Origin of the sequence: Enterococcus columbae DSM 7374 = ATCC 51263 (assembly GCF_000406925.1) — a bacterium.
GTDB lineage: Bacteria > Bacillota > Bacilli > Lactobacillales > Enterococcaceae > Enterococcus_E > Enterococcus_E columbae.
The window spans coordinates 562408-584096 of the sequence record NZ_KE136347.1 but is presented as its reverse complement, the minus strand read 5'-3'; the positions used below and the strand labels follow the sequence as shown (position 1 = coordinate 584096).

At 37.1% G+C, this 21689-nt stretch carries 19 protein-coding genes; 18 read left to right on the top strand and 1 reads right to left on the bottom strand.

Going from position 1 to position 21689, the window contains the following annotated elements; translation table 11 throughout:
- Positions 1 to 31 precede the first annotated feature (31 nt).
- The 15 genes from RK02_RS02795 to RK02_RS02725 all read left to right on the top strand — a co-directional run bounded on the left by RK02_RS02795 (position 32) and on the right by RK02_RS02725 (position 16216).
- Complete coding sequence (locus RK02_RS02795) at positions 32 to 433, top strand: EbsA family protein (RefSeq protein ID WP_016182724.1); 402 nt, start codon at positions 32 to 34, stop codon at positions 431 to 433.
- A gap of 164 nt (positions 434 to 597) precedes the next feature.
- Positions 598 to 2268 (top strand): formate--tetrahydrofolate ligase, encoded by a 1671-nt coding sequence (locus RK02_RS02790; protein ID WP_016182723.1) that lies wholly within the window; start codon positions 598 to 600, stop codon positions 2266 to 2268.
- Positions 2269 to 2442: 174 nt separating this feature from the next.
- Complete coding sequence (locus RK02_RS02785; RefSeq protein ID WP_016182722.1) at positions 2443 to 3147, top strand: CBS domain-containing protein; 705 nt, start codon at positions 2443 to 2445, stop codon at positions 3145 to 3147.
- Positions 3144 to 3602, top strand: coding sequence for a signal peptidase II (lspA, locus tag RK02_RS02780; RefSeq protein WP_016182721.1), 459 nt, complete (start codon positions 3144 to 3146; stop codon positions 3600 to 3602). The genes RK02_RS02785 and lspA overlap by 4 nt, the downstream gene beginning before the upstream one ends.
- Positions 3599 to 4510 (top strand): RluA family pseudouridine synthase, encoded by a 912-nt coding sequence (locus RK02_RS02775; protein WP_016182720.1) that lies wholly within the window; start codon positions 3599 to 3601, stop codon positions 4508 to 4510. Before lspA ends, RK02_RS02775 begins: the two co-directional genes overlap by 4 nt.
- Before the next feature lie 331 nt (positions 4511 to 4841).
- Complete coding sequence (pyrR, locus tag RK02_RS02770; RefSeq protein WP_016182719.1) at positions 4842 to 5381, top strand: bifunctional pyr operon transcriptional regulator/uracil phosphoribosyltransferase PyrR; 540 nt, start codon at positions 4842 to 4844, stop codon at positions 5379 to 5381.
- Positions 5382 to 5397: 16 nt separating this feature from the next.
- Positions 5398 to 6324: an aspartate carbamoyltransferase catalytic subunit gene (locus tag RK02_RS02765; RefSeq protein ID WP_016182718.1), complete on the top strand. Its 927-nt coding sequence runs from the start codon at positions 5398 to 5400 to the stop codon at positions 6322 to 6324.
- Between the two features lie 19 nt (positions 6325 to 6343).
- Positions 6344 to 7627, top strand: coding sequence for a dihydroorotase (locus RK02_RS02760; protein WP_016182717.1), 1284 nt, complete (start codon positions 6344 to 6346; stop codon positions 7625 to 7627).
- Position 7628: 1 nt separating this feature from the next.
- The gene (locus RK02_RS02755) at positions 7629 to 8714 is read left to right on the top strand and encodes a carbamoyl phosphate synthase small subunit (RefSeq protein ID WP_016182716.1); all 1086 of its coding nucleotides are present in this window, start codon (positions 7629 to 7631) and stop codon (positions 8712 to 8714) included.
- A complete protein-coding gene (gene carB / locus RK02_RS02750; RefSeq protein ID WP_016182715.1) occupies positions 8707 to 11889 on the top strand; it encodes a carbamoyl-phosphate synthase large subunit in 3183 nt (1060 codons plus the stop codon). Before RK02_RS02755 ends, carB begins: the two co-directional genes overlap by 8 nt.
- A 34-nt stretch (positions 11890 to 11923) precedes the next feature.
- Positions 11924 to 12715 carry a dihydroorotate dehydrogenase electron transfer subunit gene (locus RK02_RS02745; protein ID WP_016182714.1) on the top strand — a complete coding sequence of 264 codons (792 nt, stop codon included), beginning with the start codon at positions 11924 to 11926 and terminating at the stop codon, positions 12713 to 12715.
- The gene (locus tag RK02_RS02740) at positions 12715 to 13653 is read left to right on the top strand and encodes a dihydroorotate dehydrogenase (RefSeq protein WP_016182713.1); all 939 of its coding nucleotides are present in this window, start codon (positions 12715 to 12717) and stop codon (positions 13651 to 13653) included. Before RK02_RS02745 ends, RK02_RS02740 begins: the two co-directional genes overlap by 1 nt.
- Positions 13640 to 14362: an orotidine-5'-phosphate decarboxylase gene (gene pyrF, locus RK02_RS02735; RefSeq protein ID WP_016182712.1), complete on the top strand. Its 723-nt coding sequence runs from the start codon at positions 13640 to 13642 to the stop codon at positions 14360 to 14362. The genes RK02_RS02740 and pyrF overlap by 14 nt, the downstream gene beginning before the upstream one ends.
- Complete coding sequence (pyrE, locus tag RK02_RS02730; RefSeq protein WP_016182711.1) at positions 14359 to 14991, top strand: orotate phosphoribosyltransferase; 633 nt, start codon at positions 14359 to 14361, stop codon at positions 14989 to 14991. The genes pyrF and pyrE overlap by 4 nt, the downstream gene beginning before the upstream one ends.
- A 514-nt stretch (positions 14992 to 15505) precedes the next feature.
- Entirely contained in the window at positions 15506 to 16216 is a 711-nt protein-coding gene (locus tag RK02_RS02725) for a carbonic anhydrase family protein (protein WP_016182710.1), read from the top strand.
- Positions 16217 to 16285: 69 nt separating this feature from the next.
- Here RK02_RS02725 and efbA read toward each other — a convergent pair whose 3' ends face one another.
- Entirely contained in the window at positions 16286 to 17992 is a 1707-nt protein-coding gene (efbA, locus tag RK02_RS02720; protein ID WP_016182709.1) for a fibronectin-binding protein EfbA, read from the bottom strand.
- A gap of 549 nt (positions 17993 to 18541) precedes the next feature.
- Here efbA and trpX point away from each other — a divergent pair.
- The 3 genes from trpX to RK02_RS02705 all read left to right on the top strand — a co-directional run bounded on the left by trpX (position 18542) and on the right by RK02_RS02705 (position 21286).
- Positions 18542 to 19555, top strand: coding sequence for a tryptophan ABC transporter substrate-binding protein (gene trpX / locus RK02_RS02715; protein WP_016182708.1), 1014 nt, complete (start codon positions 18542 to 18544; stop codon positions 19553 to 19555).
- 82 nt (positions 19556 to 19637) lie between these two features.
- Positions 19638 to 20516, top strand: a complete 879-nt coding sequence (locus tag RK02_RS02710) for an ABC transporter permease (RefSeq protein WP_016182707.1) — start codon at positions 19638 to 19640, stop codon at positions 20514 to 20516.
- Positions 20517 to 20518: 2 nt separating this feature from the next.
- Positions 20519 to 21286 carry an ABC transporter ATP-binding protein gene (locus tag RK02_RS02705; protein WP_016182706.1) on the top strand — a complete coding sequence of 256 codons (768 nt, stop codon included), beginning with the start codon at positions 20519 to 20521 and terminating at the stop codon, positions 21284 to 21286.
- The last annotated feature ends 403 nt before the right edge of the window (positions 21287 to 21689 follow it).

Genomic DNA, 21689 nt, shown 5'->3' with positions numbered 1-21689 from the left:
CAAAAAAATAAACATTTGTAAGGAAGGAAAAATGAATAAAAAACTCCATTGGCAGCCTGAGCTATCCTCTTTCATTATCTATTGGTCCATTGCTTTTTGCATTGTTTTTTATGGGTTAATTCTTGCTTTAGAAAACACTCGTCCTTATTTAACAAGCAATTTAGTGATGGCATTAGGACTAATTTTTATTATTATTGGCTTTAAAAGAGTCTTAATTATTAGTAATCAGCAATTGGTGATTCACTATGCTAGATTTTGGAAGGTGAGTATTATTCAATTTCATTCGATTCAAAAAATTGAAATTAAAAAGCAAGAAATCACCCTAAAGACAACTTTTGCGACAATGCAATTTAGAATGTCTAAAAAGGCATTAGCAATTTTTTTGAATGAATTGGAAAAGGCTGGCCAAAAGCATTTAATTAGCCAAATTTAAGAGCTGACTCCTCAGTATGGATAGATTTTGTATTGATCTATTGATGCTGAGGAGTTTTGTTTAATAAAAAGGATGCATTTTGATGAAAAATAGAGTATAATTCGATTATAACTTAACGAAAAATGGAAAACAGAAACAAAACATTCGTAAAAAGGAGCAATAAATTGAAAACTGATATCGAAATCTCTCAAGCAGTTGAATTAAAACCGATTGTTCAAATTGCTGAAAAAATAGGGCTAGCGGCAGATGACTTAGAATTATATGGCAAATACAAAGCGAAGGTGGGGTACGAAACCATTCAAAAGCTTAATAGTCGAAACGATGGTAAATTAATCTTGGTGACGGCGATTAATCCGACACCAGCTGGCGAGGGCAAATCGACCGTGACGATCGGTTTGGCTGATGCGTTAAATCAATTGGATTGTCAAACGATGATTGCCTTACGTGAACCATCACTAGGTCCCGTGATGGGCGTGAAAGGAGGCGCAACTGGTGGCGGTTATGCTCAGGTTTTACCGATGGAAGATATTAACCTACATTTCACTGGGGATATGCATGCCATTACGACTGCCAATAATGCATTATCTGCCTTTATAGATAATCACATTCATCAAGGAAATACTTTAAATATCGATAGCCGACGTGTAATCTGGAAACGGGTTGTTGATTTAAATGATCGTGCATTGAGACAGGTAATTGTTGGGTTAGGCGGACCAGTTCAAGGTGTACCACGTGAAGATGGCTTTGATATTACAGTAGCCAGTGAAATTATGGCTATTTTATGTCTGGCAACAGATATTGATAATCTTAAAGCACGTTTAGGCAATATCGTGATTGGTTATACCTATGATCGTAAGCCGGTAACTGTTAGCCAACTTGGTGTCCAAGGCGCGATGGCGTTACTGTTAAAGGATGCCTTAAAGCCAAATCTTGTACAAACCATCGAAGGCACGCCTGCCTTCGTACATGGTGGCCCTTTTGCTAATATTGCTCATGGTTGTAATAGTGTATTAGCTACTCAGAGTGCGTTGAAACTAGCAGATTATGTGGTAACCGAAGCTGGATTCGGGGCAGATTTAGGCGCTGAAAAATTCTTGGATATAAAGGTTCCTCATCTATCTAAGGCACCCGATGCTATTGTCATTGTAGCTACTATTCGCGCCTTGAAGATGCATGGTGGACTCGCTAAGGATGCCTTGGCTAACGAAGATACCGAAGCATTAAAAAGAGGCTTTAGTAATTTAAAACAACATATCGAAAATATGCAACAATACAATATCCCAGTTATTGTTGCAATCAATCAATTTGTGAGTGATACCGAAGCTGAATTTGATGTGCTTACGCAATTATGCCAGGAATTGAACGTGACGGTTAGACGTGCAAATGTTTGGGGTGAAGGTGGTAAAGGTGGTCTTGACCTTGCTAAAGCAGTAGTTGAAGCAATCAAGCAACAACCAAGTAACTATCAACGCTTATATCAAGATAGTCAATCCATCGAAGAAAAGACACAGGCTATCGTTGAAAAAATATACCACGGTAAGAAGGTTAACTTTAGCGCTAAGGCTAAAGCACAGCTTAAAACCTTTGAACAGTACGGCTGGCAACATTTACCAGTTTGTATGGCTAAAACACAGTATTCATTTTCTGATGACGCCACCAAGCTAGGTGCACCAAAAGATTTCGAAGTAACCATTCGAGAATTTGTTCCTAAATTAGGCGCTGGTTTTATCGTTGCGTTAACTGGCGATGTTATGACTATGCCTGGTCTACCTAAGACGCCAGCTGGCTTAAACATGGATGTAACCAGTGATGGTCAAGCGGTTGGTCTGTTCTAAAATCTATCATAATAGACAATCATTCTTGCTATAAGGATAGATTGTCTATTTTTTATTGCATATGCTATACTTGTTAGGTATAGACATTCATAGATAAATGAAGTTATACTTAGCCAACTGAATTTGAAGATTATCAAAAGTGGCCTATTAAAATTGATTGTAGGTGGTGAATAGATGACTAATGCGGATACTTTTTTAGCAAGTTTTAATCGAATTGAAAAATGGCTTCGAGCCAAACTGGATTCACCATCTAGTATGGGATTTAGCCAAATGGTCCGTTTGGTAAGCAAAAAAGGGCATGTAAGTGTAAAAAAATACGAAGAAGATCTTTATCAATTTGCTCAGCTGAGAAATGCTATTGTTCACGATAAGGTTCTACCTGAATTTGTGATTGCTGAGCCGAATGATTGGGCAGTGATACGAATTCAAGAAATTGAACAAGCGTTAATCAAACCCAAAACAATCGGCCAATTATTTAGTAAAAAAGTGGTAATGTTTGAAAAAAATACTCCTTTATTAGAATTGCTGAAAATAGCCGAAAAGAAGAAATATTCTCAGTTTCCCTTGCAGCATCAGGGTCAATTAATTGGTGTGATCACTTTAAGAATGCTAGGCTATTGGTTTGCGCGCTATGCTACCCAAAATCAACTACTGAATTTACAAAATTTGACCGCTAATGACTTATTAATGGCTGATGGCAAAAAATCGAATTATCTTTTATTGGATCAAGCAGTTTCTTGTGATGAAGCTGAAAGTCTATTCCATCAGCAGCCGACCTTAGAAGTTATTTTTATCACTGAGGTTGTATCGAATAATCTATCTATTGTTGGCATTATTCGCCCACGGGATTTTATCAATATCGAAGAAAAGAGTGAATGAGTGTGTTTTTTTATTTTATTTTAGCCATTATTTTGGCAATTGCTGATCAATTGGTTAAATATTGGGTGGTGGCTAACCTTGAATTAGGTCAGCAAACGGCCTTACTGCCAAATATTTTATCCTTATACCATATCCGTAATACTGGAGCAGCCTGGAGTATTTTTGAAGGGAAAATGTGGTTTTTTACAATTATCTCAGTTGTCGCCATCGCTGTACTAAGCTATCTATTAGTCAAATACTATCGGAACGGTCGAATCTTTTCATTAGGGGTAGCCTTAATTTTAGGTGGGACTTTGGGAAATTTTATCGATCGCATTCGATTAGGCTATGTCGTGGATATGTTTAAAACCGATTTTATACAATTTCCTATTTTTAATTTAGCCGATGTAGAGCTAACTATTGGCGTTATCTTTATTTTTATTTATATTTTATTTGAGGAGCGTTTTAAAAAATGACAAGTATTCAACTCAATATACAAGAACAGACAGGACGATTAGATAAGGTGATGAATGAATGTTTGCCAGCTTATAGCCGCTCGCAAATCCAGCAGTGGTTAAAAGAAGGTTTGGTGTTTGATGACCAAACCAAGCAAGCCTTAAAAGCCAATTACAAAGTAAAGGAACCCATGTCAATTACCATTCAATTACCTGAACCCAAGGAATTGACATTAATTCCAGAAAATATCCCATTAGAAATTTTATATGAAGATGCCGATGTAGCAGTAGTAAATAAACCACAAGGCATGGTCGTTCATCCATCAGCCGGTCATCCTCAAGGAACATTAGTGAATGCATTATTGTATCATTTAAAAGACTTGTCAACAATCAATGATGTGATTCGCCCAGGCATTGTCCATCGAATTGATAAGGATACCTCTGGCTTACTGATGATTGCGAAAAATGATTTCGCTCATGAAAAATTAGCCGAACAGCTCAAAGAAAAAACGTCATTAAGAAAATATGTTGCTTTGGTTCATGGTGTGATTCCCCATGATAAGGGCACGATTACAGCGCCAATTGGCAGAAGTAAGCAAGATCGTAAGAAACAAGCGGTTGTTGAAGAGGGCAAGCATGCAGTCACTCATTTTACGGTACTGGAGCGCTTTAACGATTTTACTTTAATTGAATTAAAATTAGAAACTGGTCGGACCCATCAAATTAGAGTACACATGCAATATATTGGCTATCCTTTAGCTGGTGATCCAGTCTACGGTCCACGTAAAACCTTAAAGGGAAATGGCCAATTTTTACACGCCCAAACGCTTGGCTTTACGCATCCGACCACTGGCGAGTGGATGGAATTTACCACACCATTACCAACAATCTTTACTCAGACCTTGGCGGATTTACGTAAAACAGTTTAGCTTTTTTTATTTTTTTAAATGAATGATTCATGTAATTTTATCTTTTATACGCTTAATAAAAGATAAAAATAAAACTTTTTAATAAAATTCGTTGCATTTTAATCTTATAAAGAGTATAGTATGTGTAACATATAAATAATTCTCCTTTAAGTTTAGTCCCGTGAGGCTAAGAAGGAAGCGACCAAAAAGAAATCTTAGGCGTTTTTGTACACTTTTACGATATAATTAGTAGGATTCGTCTAGGCTTTAAGGGTATTTTGTATATTTTTGTGAACTTCACTCCTACCTTACGCAGGTAGGAGTTTTTTTATTACAATCGGAGGGATAAATAATGACAGCAAAAGAAGTAATCGATTCAGTAACAATGAAAAGAGCCATCACTCGGATCACTTATGAAATTATCGAGCGAAATCGTGGGATTGAAGATTTGGTGTTAGTTGGCATTAAAACACGCGGCATTTACATCGCCCAAAGAATTGCTCAACGCTTAAAACAAATTGAAGAAATTGATGTACCTGTGGGCGAATTAGACATCACCTTGTATCGGGACGATAAAAAAGAACGTGCTGAACAAGCAGAAATTCATGATTCAAATATTCCGGTTTCATTAGAAGGCAAAGAAGTCATTTTAGTAGATGATGTGCTATATACTGGTCGAACCATTCGCGCAGCTTTGGATGCGGTAATGGATTTTGGCAGACCTAGAAGGATTGCATTAGCTGTATTAGTTGATCGAGGACACCGTGAATTACCGATTCGTGCAGATTTTGTTGGTAAAAATATTCCGACGGCTTCTGAAGAAGAGATTATTGTGGAAATGGAAGAGATAGATCAACAAGATCGAATCCTAATTAATAAACAAGAAGCCTAAAAGGAGCGCGACAATCATGATTATCCAATCTCAAGAAATCAGTTTAAAACATTTATTAACAGTAGAAGCCTTAACCGATGAAGAAGTGATGGGTTTAATCAAGCGTGCCAGTCAATTTAAAAAAGGCGCGAGATGTATTTTAAATAAACCTCAGTATTTTGTTGCAAATTTATTTTTTGAGAATAGTACTCGCACCCACAAAAGCTTTGAGGTTGCAGAGAAAAAATTAGGATTAGAAGTGATTGAATTTGATGCCTCGACTAGTTCCGTTCAAAAGGGTGAAACCTTATATGATACGATTCTTACCATGTCGGCTTTAGGAGTGGATGCGGTTGTCATTCGCCATTCTGATGAAAATTATTATCATGAATTGGTGGAGAGTAAAAGTATACAGTGCAGTATTATCAACGGAGGCGATGGTAGTGGACAACATCCTAGTCAATGTTTATTAGATTTAATGACCATTTATGAGGAATTTGGTTATTTTGAAGGCTTAAAGGTAGCAATTGTTGGTGATATTACACATTCAAGAGTGGCCAAATCGAATATGCAGCTCTTAAAAAGATTAGGTGCCCAGGTTTATTTTTCTGGACCAAAAGAATGGTATGATGAAGCCTTTGAAGTTTACGGACACTATCTACCATTGGATGAATTAGTTGAAGAGGTGGATGTCATGATGATGCTTAGAGTGCAACATGAACGGCATGTTGGAGAAAATCATTTCTCTAAAGAAGCTTATCATCAAGCCTATGGATTAACCATCGAACGTGCCAAAAGAATGAAAAAATCAGCGATTATCATGCATCCTGCGCCAGTCAATCGTGATGTTGAATTGGCCGATCAATTAGTCGAGAGCTTACCCTCTAGGATTGTTCAACAAATGACTAATGGGGTATACATGCGAATGGCGATTTTAGAAGCAGTATTAAATGGCAAAGCATAAAAAAAGGAGAGACAATAAGATGAGAACTTTACTCAAAAACGGCAAGATTAATGTGGCTAAAAATCAACTACAAACTGCAGATATTTGGATTGAAGAGGATACCATTCATGCAATTGGTTTAGCTTTTGAAGAAAAAAACTTCGATCAAGTAATTGATTTACAAGGACAATTAGTCACTCCTGGTTTAGTTGATGTCCATGTACACTTTAGAGAACCAGGCTTTACCTATAAGGAAACCATTAAGACTGGTAGTATGGCTGCAGCTAGAGGTGGATTTACGAGTGTTTGTGCCATGCCCAATCTGAATCCTGTACCTGATAGTGTGGAAAATTTTGAACTAGTACAAGACATTATTAAAAAAGATGCCGTAGTCAAAGTTCATCAATATGCTTCTATTACCAAAAAATTAAAAAGTGAGGAACTAACCGATCAAGTGGCATTAAAGCAAGCAGGTGCTTTTGCTTTTACCAATGATGGGGTTGGTGTACAAACTGCCGGAACAATGTATCTAGCAATGAAAGAAGCAGCCAAAAATAAGATGGCAATCGTAGCGCATACTGAAGATGAGTCTTTATTATTTGGTGGAGTGATGCATGCTGGTAAACGTGCAGCAGAATTAGGCTTACCAGGTATTTTAAGTGCAACAGAAAGCTCACAAATTGCTCGTGATTTAATTTTAGCTGAAGAAACTGGCGTGCATTATCATGTTTGCCATGTCTCAACCAAAGAAAGTGTCCGCATTATTCGCGAGGCCAAAAAAGCTGGTGTGCACGTAACCTGTGAGGTATGTCCTCATCATTTATTATTAACCGATATGGATATACCTGAAGATCATGGCTTTTGGAAGATGAATCCGCCGCTGAGAGCAAGTGAAGACCAAAAAGCATTAATTGAAGGCTTACTAGATGGAACAATCGATTGTATCTCAACGGATCACGCGCCTCATGGTCATGAAGAAAAATGTCAATCGTTTTTAAAGGCACCCTTTGGTATAGTTGGTTCTGAATATGCCTTTCAATTAATCTACACCCATTTTGTAAAAACAAATATTTTTACATTAGAGCAAGTCATTAACTGGATGGCAACAAAGCCTGCTGAAATTTTTAATCTACCTGCTGGAAAATTACAAATCGGTGCCAAAGCCGATTTAGCCGTATTCAATCTTGAACAAGCTTATCAAGTAAATGATCAAGCATTCCTATCTCAAGGCAAGAACACCCCATTTGTTGGTTGGAAATTATACGGTGACACAAGCTATACCTTTGTTGATGGCAAACTAGTTTGGAAAAAGGATGGGAAATAAAATGAAACGTTGGTTAATTTTAGAAGATGGCACGTATTTTGAAGGAGAAGGATTCGGTGCCACCAATAGTGTCGTTGGTGAATTGGTTTTTACCACCAGCATGACTGGATACCAAGAAACAATTACCGATCAAAGTTTTAATGGACAAATTATTACTTTCACCTATCCAATGGTGGGAAATTACGGGGTAAATAGAGACGACTATGAATCAATTGCTCCAACCTGTAAAGGCGTTGTTGTAAAAGAGCATGCACGCTTAGGGAGCAATTGGCGAAATAAAATGACGCTAGATGAATTTTTAAAGCGCAAAGGGATTCCAGGGATTGCAGGGATTGATACCCGTGCTTTAACCCGTAAGATTCGTCAGCATGGCACAATGAAAGCAAGTATTGTAGATATTAGTGATGAATTCCATCATGCCTTTGATCAATTAAAAGCCGCTGTATTACCAACTAATCAAGTTGCACAAGTTTCTACAGCAAAACCTTATCCAAGTCCTGGTACTGGACTAAACGTAGTCGTGATTGATTTTGGACTAAAACACAGTATTATGCGTGAACTGTCTAAAAGACAATGTAATTTGACTGTATTACCTTACAATGTTTCTGCTCAAGAAATTTTAGAACTATCTCCAGATGGGGTGATGTTAACCAATGGACCAGGTGATCCTAAAAATGTACCTGAAGCAATTGAAATGATTCAAGGAATTCAAGGAAAAGTGCCGATTTTCGGTATCTGCTTAGGCCACCAATTGTTTTCATTAGCCAATGGTGCAGACACCTTTAAAATGAAATTTGGTCATCGTGGGCTAAATCATCCAGTTAGAGAAATTGCGACCGGGCGAATTGATTTTACTTCACAAAATCATGGCTATGCGGTGGATGAAAAATCAATTGATCCTGAAAAGTTATTGATTACGCATGTTGAAATTAATGATGGTACGATTGAAGGGGTGAGACATCGTAAGTTCCCGGCCTTTAGCGTACAGTTTCACCCTGATGCAGCACCAGGACCACACGATGCCTTGCATTTGTTTGATGAATTTATTGAAATGATGGAAGCATGGAAGGAGCATAAAAATGCCTAAACGTACAGATATTCATAAAATTTTAGTCATCGGTTCTGGGCCAATTATTATTGGTCAGGCTGCCGAATTTGACTACGCAGGAACACAAGCCTGTCTAGCATTAAAAGAAGAGGGTTATGAAGTAGTTTTGGTGAATTCTAATCCGGCTACCATTATGACTGATAAAGAAATTGCTGATAAAGTTTATATCGAACCAATCACTTTTGAGTTTATTTCTAGAATTTTACGCAAAGAACAGCCTGACGCAATTTTACCGACTTTAGGTGGACAGACTGGCTTAAATATGGCAATGGAGTTAGCCCAATCAGGTATCTTAGATGAGCTAGGTATCGAATTATTAGGAACCAAGCTATCTGCGATTGATCAAGCAGAAGATCGCGATCAATTTAAGCAATTAATGGAGACTCTAAATCAACCGATTCCTGAATCAACCATTATCAACAATGTACAAGGAGCAATAGATTTTGCGAAAACCATTGGCTACCCTGTGATTGTTCGTCCTGCCTTTACCCTAGGCGGAACAGGGGGCGGAATGTGTCACAACGAAGAAGAATTACGGATTATTGCTGAAAACGGCTTGGCTTTATCGCCAGTGACTCAGTGTTTAATCGAACGCAGTATTGCTGGCTTTAAAGAAATTGAATATGAAGTGATGCGTGATAGTGCGGATAATGCGATTGTTGTTTGTAACATGGAAAACTTTGATCCAGTGGGGATTCATACAGGTGATTCTATCGTCTTTGCGCCAAGTCAAACGTTATCTGATTATGAATATCAAATGCTACGCGATGCTTCATTATCAATTATTCGGGCCTTAAAAATTGAAGGTGGCTGTAACGTACAGCTAGCATTAGACCCACATAGCTTTAATTACTATGTCATCGAAGTAAACCCACGTGTCTCTCGTTCGTCAGCCCTAGCAAGTAAAGCTACTGGTTATCCAATTGCCAAACTTGCTGCTAAAATTGCGGTTGGTTTAACCTTAGACGAAATGAAAAATCCAGTAACTGGGACAACCTTTGCTGAATTTGAGCCAGCCTTAGACTATGTGGTAGCTAAAATTCCACGTTGGCCTTTTGATAAGTTTGAAAGTGGCGAACGTTTACTTGGCACGCAAATGAAGGCAACCGGAGAAGTAATGGCAATTGGTCGAAATATTGAAGAAGCTTTATTAAAGGCAGTGCGTTCATTAGAAATTGGGACGTATCATGTGGAAATTCCAGAATTTACTGAAGTTTCTGACCATATTTTAATGAATAAAATGGTGAAAGCACAAGATGATCGTCTGTTTTATCTAGCCGAAGCACTTCGCCGTGGCTTTACAATTGAAGAAATTGCCGAAATGACTAAAATCGATTTACTCTTCTTAGATAAATTACTTCATATTATTGAAATTGAACAAGCGTTAAAAGCTCATCCAAATGATTATGATTTATTGAAGATGGCCAAGCAAAATGGTTTTGCTGATCGAAAAATCGCTGAATTGTGGCAAATGGATCCCGATGAATTAAGAAAAGAACGGCTAAAACAAAACATCAAGCCGGTCTATAAAATGGTCGATACTTGTGCTGCTGAGTTTGATTCAAGTACCCCTTATTTTTATAGCACATACGAATTTGAAAATGAATCGATTAAAAGTCAACGACCAAGTGTATTAGTACTTGGTTCAGGTCCGATTAGAATTGGTCAAGGGGTAGAATTTGACTATGCTACCGTCCATTCAGTCAAAGCAATTCAAAAGGCCGGCTATGAAGCAGTCATTATGAATAGTAATCCGGAAACAGTTTCAACTGACTTTTCAATTTCTGATAAATTATACTTTGAACCATTAACGATTGAAGATGTCTTAAATGTCATTGACCTAGAACAGCCAATTGGAGTGATTGTCCAGTTTGGTGGTCAAACAGCCATTAATTTAGCAGACAAGCTTGTAAAACACGGGGTTAAGATTTTAGGTACGCAAATTGAGGACTTGGATCGGGCTGAAAATCGTGACTTATTTGAACAAGCCTTGAAGGATTTAGCGATTCCACAGCCACCAGGTGATACAGCAACCAATAAAGCAGAAGCAGTGGCAATTGCTAAACGAATTGGTTTTCCAGTTTTGGTTCGACCAAGTTATGTATTAGGTGGACGTGCAATGGAAATTGTTCAAAATCAACGTGATTTAGAAGATTATATGGAAAATGCAGTCAAAGCCTCACCTGAACATCCTGTACTAGTCGATCGTTATTTAGTGGGTAAAGAATGCGAAGTAGATGCCATATGTGATGGTCAAACGGTGTTAATTCCCGGTATTATGGAGCATATTGAACGTGCTGGTGTCCATTCTGGTGACTCAATGGCCGTTTATCCACCACAAACACTGACTGAGCAGCAAATTGAAACGATTGTTGATTACACCAAACGACTTGCACTAGGGTTAAATTGTATTGGAATGATGAATATCCAATTTGTCATTCATGAGAATCAAGTGTATGTGATAGAGGTCAATCCACGTGCAAGCCGGACTGTACCATTTTTAAGCAAGGTTACCGGCGTGCCAATGGCTCAAGTTGCTACCCGTGCTATTTTAGGTGAAAAACTAAGTGATTTAGGTTATCAAAATGGTTTATATCCTCAATCTGATAATGTGCACATTAAAGCGCCGGTCTTTTCATTTACCAAGCTGTTAAAAGTCGATACTTACTTAGGTCCTGAGATGAAATCAACTGGCGAGGTGATGGGATCTGATAAGAGCTTAGCCAAGGCATTATATAAAGCCTTTGAAGCAAGTGGCTTGCACATTCCATCATTTGGTACAGTACTGTTTACAATTGCTGATGATAGCAAAGAAGAAGCCCTCACTTTGGCTAAACGTTTTGTGGATATCGGTTTTTCAATCTTAGCTACAAGTGGCACCGCCGAATATTTTGAACAAGCTGGCATAAAGACCAAAAAAGTTGCTAAAATTTCCGAAGAAGCACACAAACATGTGATTGATTACATTCGTGAAGGTAGTCTGCAATTAGTCATTAACACGATTGATAAAAATCGTCAAAACAATGCTGAAGATGGTTTTTATATTCGTCGTGAAGCTGTGGAACATGGGGTCCCTTTATTTACCTCATTAGATACCGCTGATGCTATTTTAAAAGTAATGGAATCTCAAGCCTTTACTACCCAAGCAATCTAAGTATTTACAGCTTATAAGCAGAAAGGAAAAAGCGATGAAACAAGAAATCATGACGATTACAGCCAATCGACAACTTGCGCCTAGAATTTTTGAATTAACCTTAAAAGGTGAGCTAGTGGATTGGATGGATAAACCAGGTCAATTTTTACACATCCGGGTGCCTCAAGCAGATTTACTTTTGCGTCGACCAATTAGTATCAATCAAATTAATCATACCGAAAAAACCTGTACGATTATTTATCGGACAGAAGGACAAGGTACCTTGCATTTTGCAAAACTAAAAGCAGGGGATACTTTAGATGTCATGGGACCTTTAGGCAATGGCTTTGATCTAAGCGAAGTAAAAGAAAATGATACAGTTTATATTATCGGTGGGGGAATTGGCATCCCACCTTTATATGAACTATCTAAACAACTAATCCAAAAAGGCGCAAAGCCGATTCATTTTTTAGGGTTTGCAACTAAAGAGGTTAGTTATTATGTTAAGGAATTTACTGAATTAGCACCTACTTATCTATCAACTGATGATGGTTCATTAGGGATAAAAGGGAATGTTGGCACTTTATTAGATGAACACCTGATGTCTGTAAGCCAGTTACCTCAAGCCGTGTTCGCTTGCGGAAATAATGGCATGTTAAAAAAAGTGGAAAGCTTATTCGTAGATAAAATTGACAACGTACAGCTATCCTTAGAATCAAGAATGGCTTGTGGAATGGGCGCTTGCTACGCTTGTGTCTGTCATGTTAAAGATGATTTGACTCAAGAAAAGAGTGTCAAGGTTTGTGATGATGGGCCAATTTTTAAAGCAGGGACGGTGATTTTCTAATGGAGCGTTTACGGGTAAAATTACCAGGATTAGATTTAAAAAATCCGATTATGCCAGCTTCTGGTTGCTTTGGTTTTGGGAAAGAATATGCGAAATATTACGATATTGAACAACTAGGAGCAGTGATGATAAAAGCTACCACTCCACTTGCTCGATTTGGTAATCCAACACCACGCGTAGCAGAAACGCCAAGTGGGATGCTGAATGCCATTGGTTTACAAAATCCTGGTCTTGAAGAAGTATATGAACATATCCTACCTTCTCTAGAAAAAGAATTTCCTACATTGCCAATTATCGCTAACGTAGCCGGAGCAACCAAAGAAGAATACGTCACTGTATGTCGTAAAATTGGCGATGCTAGCAATGTACATGCTATTGAGTTAAATATTTCTTGTCCGAATGTCAAACACGGGGGCATCGCCTTTGGAACCAATCCGGAAGTCGTTTTTGAATTAGTTGAAGCCGTCAAAAAAGTTGCCAGTGTGCCTGTTTACGTCAAACTATCGCCTAACGTAACCGATATTGTACCGATTGCTAAAGCCGTTGAACAAGCCGGTGCGGATGGTTTTTCAATGATCAATACGCTTTTAGGGATGCGCATTGATTTAAAGACTCGTCAGCCAATTTTGGCTAATCAAACAGGAGGTTTATCAGGTCCAGCAATTAAACCAGTCGCCATTCGTTTAATTCATCAAGTGGCCAGTATTTCTGATTTACCGATTATCGGGATGGGGGGCGTGATGCATGTCGATGATGTCATTGAAATGTATTTAGCCGGAGCAAGTGCAGTCGCAGTGGGGACAGCTAATTTTACTGATCCTTACATCTGTCCTAAATTAATTGCAGCTTTACCAGCTAAAATGGATGAGCTCGGTATTGAATCATTAGAACAACTACGAAAAGAAGTGAAGGAGGCCCGTCGTCATGCACGAAGCTAGACCAATCATCGCACTTGATTTTGCTGATAAAGCCAGTATTGCCCAATTTTTGTCACATTTTCCAGCGAATGAAGCACTCTTTGTCAAAGTAGGAATGGAGCTTTTTTACCAAGAGGGACCAGAAATTGTTCATTGGTTAAAAAGTCAAGGGCATGATATATTTTTAGATTTAAAATTGCATGATATTCCCAATACGGTCGAAAAAGCAATGACTGGTTTAGCCAAGCTTGGTGTTAAAATTACCAATGTCCATGCGGCTGGTGGAATTGAAATGATGAGAGCTGCCAAAAAAGGCTTAATCAACGGGGCAAAGGATTGCTCGCATGTACCACAATTAATTGCTGTAACCCAGCTAACTTCAACTAGTGAAGCACAGATGCAACAGGAACAACGGATTCCAGGAAAATTAATCGATAGTGTGGTTAGTTATGCACAAAATGCCTTAGCTGCTGGCTTAGATGGAGTTGTTTGTTCTGCTTTAGAGGCTAAACTAATTCATCAAGCAACCAATGAAGCCTTTATCTGCTTAACCCCTGGAATACGTCCAAACCAAAGTCAAGTGGGTGATCAAAAACGGGTCGTTACACCAGCTAAAGCTCGGGAATTATCCGCAAATATGATTGTTGTTGGCAGACCTATTACCCAAGCGGCTGATCCTTATCAGGCATATCTAAAAATAAAAGAAGAATGGAATGATCATAGCTTATGAAAACAATTGAACACTTAATTGCTGAAGAATTGCTAAAAATCAAGGCGGTATTTTTAAATCCTAAAGAACCCTTTACTTGGGCCAGTGGAATTAAAAGTCCTATTTATTGTGACAATCGCTTAACGATGAGTTATCCAAAGGTTCGTAAAGCAATTGCACAAGGTTTAGCTGAGAAAATTAAGGCAAATTATCCAGAAGTAGAAGTTATTGCTGGTACGGCTACTGCCGGTATTCCTCATGCTGCTTGGGTAGCTGAGATTTTAGATTTACCAATGGTGTATATTCGTAGTAAAGCCAAGGATCATGGTAAAGGCAATCAAATCGAAGGAACAATCACACAAGGTCAAAAAATGGTGGTTATTGAGGATTTAATTTCAACCGGTGGCAGTGTTTTAGAGGCTTGTCAAGCTGCTAAAAGAGAAGGGGCGGATATATTGGGAGTAGCCGCAATCTTTACTTATGAACTGCCAAAAGGTCAAGCAAATTTTCAAGCGGCACACATCCCCTTAGTCACCTTAACCAATTATTCTACTTTACTTAAAACAGCTGTTGAAAAAGCTTACGTTCAACAAGAAGACTTAGCTTTATTAAATAGCTGGAAACAAGATCCAGAAAATTGGCTAAAATAACCTTTATCTGTTAAGATGAAATAGATTAGTTGGTCTGTGTAGTTATAAATTTACCAGCCTAGCTAATCTATTCTTTTATCAAGCTTGAGGCGGTTTGGCAAAAACGGCATGTTGTTGAGCTGATACTTGGTAAATAAGCCAAGTTGCTGAAAAAATCTTAAAATATCGAGGATTTTTCCATCCACTTGGAACTTATTTACTCGTATCAAAGCGCTCAACTCATAGCCTCTGGAGTAAACGGCATCAATCGAGCTGCTATTTGGTAAATAAGTAACTATCCCCAAAAAGCGTTAAAAGTTACGCACTTTTTGTGTCTAGTTAGGCTTATTTACTCATAGCAACCCGCTCGCTTGATAGCCTCTAAAATAAACGGGCATGAGTTTGAGCTGATACTCGGTAAATAAGCCAAGTTGCTGAAAAAATCTTAAAATATAGAGGATTTTTCCATCCACTTGGAACTTATTTACTCGTATCAAAGCGCTCAACTCATAGCCTCTAAAATAAGGAGGAACTGATGATTAAACGTAATTTAGATGTTGTCTGGAATTATGAAGAAGATAGTGAGATTGGTCCTGAAAGATGGCATTTATTATGTGATCGATTTAAGCCAGGAGGAGAGTATCCTTTGCAATCACCGATTCATTTACAAAAAAATGCTTCACTGATTCTCCCAGAAAAAGAGCAGCTCACCATTCATTATCAAAAGCAAAAATTTACAGAAAAAGAATTTAAAAATACGATTCATTTTGTTCCTTTCGACCAGTTATCCCATTGTGTCTATCAAGGAGAAAAATATTTTCTCACCGATATCCATTTTCATATGCCTAGTGAACATATTCTGGATGATTATCAAGCACCGTTAGAATTTCACTTAGTCCATACAAGTAAAAAACAAGTAAATTTAGTCTTAGGTGTTTTGTTTCAAACTGCTCGATTAACCAACCAAATATGTCACGATCACGGAGATGAAATTTGGGATTTCGACCACCATATACAATGGTTTAATCCAGACATCTTTTTACCTGTTCAGCAAAGCTATTTTCATTATGTTGGTTCTTTAACTACGCCACCAACAATTGGGCCGATTCAATGGTTTGTTTTTGATGAAATTGGACAGATGAATCAAAATTTTATCGATCTTTTTAAAAATGAACTCTTGTTAAAAAATAATCGCCCTATTCAAGCGCTGAATGGGCGTAAGATTTATTACCATCAAGCAGAATAAAGCATAGTATTTTAACTAGATATTAAAAAAAACAGAGAAGTGGATTCTCTGTTTTTTTGTAGTAAATGGCTATTTTGATAATTTTTCAAGAATTGTTACATCTGGTGTAACAAAAAGCGTTTTTTGATTAGTATAGATGACAAAACCTGGCTTTGCACCATTCGGCTTTTTAATGTATTTCACTTGAACATAATCAACAGGGACTTGTGCAGAAAAACGATATTTTGAAAAATAGGCGGCCAATTCCGCTGCCTCTAATAACTCTTCTTCAGTTGGATTAGCCGTTTTCAAAATGACATGTGAACCTGGAATATCTTTGGTGTGGAACCAATAGTCGGTCTTTTTAGCCGTTTTTAAGGTTAGTTGATCGTTTTGTAAGTTATTTTTTCCTACTAAGATTTCTGTCCCCTGACTACTAAAATATACTTCAGGCTTTGAAGGCTTGTTGATTTTACGTTGTTGTTTTGTTTGACGATTTTTTAAATAACCTTGTGCCACTAATTCTTCACGGATGACTTCCATATCCATAGCCGAAGCAATTTCTAATTGTGCTAAAACAGAATCGAGATAATCAATCTCAGCTTTAGCTTCGTCAATTTGCTCATCAATAAGCTTTACTGCATTTTTTAATTTTTGATAACGCTGGAAGTATTTTTGCGCATTTTGACTAGGCGACAAAGCCGGATTTAAACGAATTGTAAGTGGTCGATTCTCATCATAGTAATTATCTAGGGTTACTTCATTTTCACCCCTAGGCACTATTGAAAGATAAGTCGTTAAAAGCTCACCTTTTTGACGATAGCTTTCTGCATTTTCAGATTCCTGTAAGGTTCGCTGCCTTTTTTCTAGCTTTAATACATTACGCTTACGTTCGTTTTCTACCTTTTTAATTAGCTCATTTCCTTGCTGCTTGGCGCGATCACGCTCAGCTTTATCTAAATAATACGCCTCTAGTAAAGCATTTAAATTGGGAAATACTTGTTCTTTTTCTGCTTGTTGCAAGTAATAAGTATATGCGATAGGGGTAAAATACTCTTTTCCTCCTTTTTGCAGTAGGGTCGGCTGAAGCTGTTGGTTTAATTCTGCAAAAAACTGATGCCAAGTCTTCAATTTCTCATTTGGCTTTTGATTTAAACGAAAGGCGAGTTCAGTGGCTGTGTCTTGCCCAAATCCTTGGAAATGTTGTTGTAAATATTTAGCATCAATTTGCTTTGTTTGAGAAAGGAGTGCAAATAACTCCTGATCACTAATAGCAAAAGGAGAGGGGCGATCTTGCTTAGGTGGTTCAATATAGTCAACCCCTGGCAATAAAGTCCGATAAGAATTTTGGCTACTGCCTACGTGTTTGATAACATCTAAAATTTTATTTGTTGCTTTATTGACTAAAACAATCGTACTATGACGGCCCATCATTTCTAAAATTAATACAATATCCTGTAAATCCCCTAATTCATCACGCTTGGTAAAATGTAAGTGAACGATGCGATCATTAGCTATTTGATTCATTGACTCTAAAATGGCACCATCTAAATATTTACGTAGCATCATGATAAAGTTTGGAGGAGTGGCTGGATTAGCGTACTGAACAGCTGTTAATTGGATCCTGGCATAACTTGGATGAGCAGATAATAATAATTTATGATTTTTGCCTTGTGAACGAATTGAAAGGATAATTTCATTTTCATAAGGCTGATGAATTTTATTAATTCTACCACCGATTAAATGTTGATTTAATTCTTCAATAATTAAATGTGTAAAGACGCCATCAAATGACATGTTCATTCCTCTTTTCTTTTTAACTCCTAACTATTATAACGAAAAATAATTTATTCAACCAACAATTTATTTTGAAAACTACGGATTTCTTGCACAATGTAGCAAAAATACCGAGTTCTCACATGTCATAATTATATTATGTAAACTTAAAAATTAAATTTTTTTCATTTTTTTATTGACGAATTCTAAATAGTTTTGTATTATAATTGACAACAAGAACAAGGAGGACCACAAAATGAATCATCGAGTATCGTTTAGCTTAACTGTAAATAGTTCATGGCGTAACTGGCGTAGATGAGTTGTATTGATGGTTTTCCCATGGATACAACTTTTTGGAGAGCAACCAAAAGCTGTATCTATGCTGGTATAGACAATATTTCCCGCATAGACACTAACTATGCGGGTTTTGCTTTTTGCAACTTCCGGATAGGGGGTTGCTTTTTTCGTTTAATCTGTATTTATAAATCAGCTAGATACTAGTTTCATACAGGTTATTTCTCAACAAAAGGGATTTTTGATGACAATTCAAATAATGAAGGAGCGATTGAAATGAAAAATAAGGGATTAATTGCAAGTGTAGCTGTCGTATTTTTAATTATTTTTGGGGTATTTGTTTTTCAAATGGGCAAAATGAATCAAGCACCAACTAAAACAACGAAAAAAGAAAATAAAATCCAAACTGTAGGCATTCTACAATTTGTCAGTCATCCGGCTTTAGACACCATTACGAAGGGTGTAAAAGATGCATTAAAAGAAGCAGGCTATCAAGAAGGTAAAAATATTAAAATTATTTTTCAAAATGGGCAAGCAGATCAAAGTAAATTAGCTACGATGAGTCAACAATTAGTGAATAAACAGGCGGATGTTTTAGTGGGAGTGGCTACACCGGCTGCCTTAGCTTTAGCAAATACAACGGATGATATTCCGATTGTACTAGGTGCCGTCACTGATCCTGTTGGTTCAAAATTAGTCCAAGACTTAGATCACCCTGGTAAAAATATTACAGGGGTATCAGACCAACCACCTGTCGCTTCACAGATTAAATTAGGTAAACAATTATTACCTAATGCAAAAACAGTGGGGATGCTTTATTCCTCGACTGAAGTGAATTCAAAATATCAAATCGAGCAAGCTACCAAAACAGCACAAGAATTAGGGATGACGGTGAAAGATTATCCAGTCGCTTCAACTAATGAAATCGCCCAAACGGTGCAAGTAATGACACAAAATGTCGATTTTATCTACATTCCTTTAGATAATACCATTGCTAATGCGATGCAAGCTGTTGTTGGCGAAGCAAATAAATCAAAAACGCCAATTATTACTTCTGTAGATACAATGGTAGAACAAGGAGGATTAGCAACCGTCGGAATTGATCAATACACTTTGGGTAAAAAGACAGGTGAGATGGTTGTGCAAATATTAAAAGGGGCGGATCCTTCAGTAACACCAGTTTATACTTTCAAAGATGGAGTCACCGTCTTAAACCAAAAACAAGCTGATTTTCTAGGTGTTCAAATTCCAGAAGAATTAAAGAAAAATGCACAATTTGTAGGCAATTAATCGCACGAATGATAAAATATAAGCAATAGCTAACAACTAACATATAGAAGTTACTTGTTACAAAATTATTTGGAGGCAAAAAATGATTATTTCAGCAATTGGTCAAGGATTTTTATGGAGCATATTAGGATTAGGTATTTTTATGACCTATCGCATATTAAATTTTCCTGATATGACAACGGAAGGATCCTTTCCCTTAGGTGGAGCGGTATGCGTAACAGCTATTACTCACGGTATTTCGCCAATTATGGCAACTTTATTAGGGATTGGAGCAGGAATGTTGGCTGGTTTAGTCACCGGATTATTGTATACGAAGGGAAAAATCCCAGTCATTTTAGCTGGTATTTTAGTTATGTCAGGTTTGAATTCCGTCATGCTTTATGTGATGCAATCACCAAATCTATCATTATTACATCAGCCAAAGATTTTTGACTTTTTTAAAGACTTACATTTGCCTGATTACTACGATATGGTTTTTGTGGGCTTAATTTTTGTTGGGTTAATCGTTGCCTTACTTTACTTCTTTTTCGATACTCAATTAGGTCAAGCTTATATTGCAACTGGCGATAATGAAACAATGGCGAAATCACTAGGAATCCATACTGATCGGATGAAAATACTAGGCTTAGTTTTATCAAATGGTGTCATCGCTTTATCAGGAGCCTTAATTGCCCAAAATGATGGGTACGCTGATGTTAGTAAAGGCGTTGGGGTCATTGTTATTGGATTAGCCTCAATTATAATTGGCGAAGTATTATATGGCAATTTAACTTTATTTGAACGTTTGGTTGCAATCGTTATCGGTAGTATCATTTATCAATTATTAATCTTATTTGTGATTCGCGTTGGTTTTGATACAACCTATATTAAGATTTTCTCATCAATTATTTTAGCTATTTGCCTATTAATTCCACAACTAAAATCAGCATTGAATTTAAAAACCGGCTTTGAGGAGAAATAATAATGAGTATTTTACGTTTAGAAAAAGTATCCAAAATTATCAATAACGGAACCAATGAAGAAAAGGTGTTACTTAATCAAATTGATTTCACAGTTAATCAGGGTGATTTTATTACCGTTTTAGGTGGCAACGGAGCAGGAAAAAGTACGCTTTTTAATACCATTGCTGGCACTTTACCTATTACTCAAGGGAAAATCTATTTGAATGAGCAATTGATTCATTTACAAAATGAAGAAGTACGCGCTCGTCAAATTGCTCGTGTCTTTCAAGATCCTAAAATGGGCACTGCGCCTCGAATGACGGTTGCTGAAAATTTATTATTAGCGAAATATCGTGGAGAAACACGTAAATTAAAACTTAGACAACTCACAAAATATAAACCTGTATTTTACCAACTTTGTCAGCAAATTGGTAATGGCTTGGAAAATCACCTCGATACGGCAACAGGCGATTTATCAGGGGGACAAAGACAAGCACTTTCTTTATTGATGGCAACTATAAAGACGCCAGAACTATTGTTATTAGACGAGCACACTGCAGCATTGGATCCTAAAACAGCTAAACAATTGATGCAACTAACTGCCAAAATTGTTGAAGAACAAAAATTAACTTGTTTGATGATTACACATCGAATGGAAGATGCACTAACTTATGGGAATCGTTTAATCGTTTTACAAAAGGGAAGAATCGTCAAGGATTTGTCAGCTGATGAAAAGGCCAAGCTTACTTTAGCCGACTTATTACAATTTTTTGAAGACCCAGAAGAATAATCTCTTCATTTAATTCTAAGAAATTTTAACTTTTTTTAATCAAACTAGTTGACACAGTATAAAAAACGACCTATACTAATAACAATCTTACAACAATCAGTTTGGAGTGTTTGCGATGAATTTAAATAATCATTCAAAACTGAATACTTTTTACTTTAGCTATTTTAGATAGGTTTGTATTCATAGCATTGTGGATACAAACAACCAAAGCGTTTGTATCTATGATGGCTAGAGCGATTATTGTTGTAAAAAAGCCACATGGATAGACAATCTAGAGTGGCTAAATATATTTGCATTTTTCAACGTTCACTTAAGATTGTTTATCAATGACTTAAGTGGACGTTTTTTTATAATTGTTTTGTAAATTGTTCAGCATAACGCAAGCAAATGTTAGCAAAAATTT

Excerpts from the sequence above, each read along its gene's own strand:
- RK02_RS02795 (WP_016182724.1), top strand. The coding sequence starts at position 32 with ATGAATAAAAAACTCCATTGGCAGCCTGAGCTATCCTCTTTCATTATC.
- RK02_RS02785 (WP_016182722.1), top strand. The coding sequence starts at position 2,443 with ATGACTAATGCGGATACTTTTTTAGCAAGTTTTAATCGAATTGAAAAA.
- lspA (WP_016182721.1), top strand. The coding sequence starts at position 3,144 with ATGAGTGTGTTTTTTTATTTTATTTTAGCCATTATTTTGGCAATTGCT.
- RK02_RS02775 (WP_016182720.1), top strand. The coding sequence starts at position 3,599 with ATGACAAGTATTCAACTCAATATACAAGAACAGACAGGACGATTAGAT.
- pyrR (WP_016182719.1), top strand. The coding sequence starts at position 4,842 with ATGACAGCAAAAGAAGTAATCGATTCAGTAACAATGAAAAGAGCCATC.
- RK02_RS02765 (WP_016182718.1), top strand. The coding sequence starts at position 5,398 with ATGATTATCCAATCTCAAGAAATCAGTTTAAAACATTTATTAACAGTA.
- RK02_RS02760 (WP_016182717.1), top strand. The coding sequence starts at position 6,344 with ATGAGAACTTTACTCAAAAACGGCAAGATTAATGTGGCTAAAAATCAA.
- RK02_RS02755 (WP_016182716.1), top strand. The coding sequence starts at position 7,629 with ATGAAACGTTGGTTAATTTTAGAAGATGGCACGTATTTTGAAGGAGAA.
- carB (WP_016182715.1), top strand. The coding sequence starts at position 8,707 with ATGCCTAAACGTACAGATATTCATAAAATTTTAGTCATCGGTTCTGGG.
- RK02_RS02745 (WP_016182714.1), top strand. The coding sequence starts at position 11,924 with ATGAAACAAGAAATCATGACGATTACAGCCAATCGACAACTTGCGCCT.
- RK02_RS02740 (WP_016182713.1), top strand. The coding sequence starts at position 12,715 with ATGGAGCGTTTACGGGTAAAATTACCAGGATTAGATTTAAAAAATCCG.
- pyrF (WP_016182712.1), top strand. The coding sequence starts at position 13,640 with ATGCACGAAGCTAGACCAATCATCGCACTTGATTTTGCTGATAAAGCC.
- pyrE (WP_016182711.1), top strand. The coding sequence starts at position 14,359 with ATGAAAACAATTGAACACTTAATTGCTGAAGAATTGCTAAAAATCAAG.
- RK02_RS02725 (WP_016182710.1), top strand. The coding sequence starts at position 15,506 with ATGATTAAACGTAATTTAGATGTTGTCTGGAATTATGAAGAAGATAGT.
- efbA (WP_016182709.1), bottom strand. The coding sequence starts at position 17,992 with ATGTCATTTGATGGCGTCTTTACACATTTAATTATTGAAGAATTAAAT.
- trpX (WP_016182708.1), top strand. The coding sequence starts at position 18,542 with ATGAAAAATAAGGGATTAATTGCAAGTGTAGCTGTCGTATTTTTAATT.
- RK02_RS02710 (WP_016182707.1), top strand. The coding sequence starts at position 19,638 with ATGATTATTTCAGCAATTGGTCAAGGATTTTTATGGAGCATATTAGGA.
- RK02_RS02705 (WP_016182706.1), top strand. The coding sequence starts at position 20,519 with ATGAGTATTTTACGTTTAGAAAAAGTATCCAAAATTATCAATAACGGA.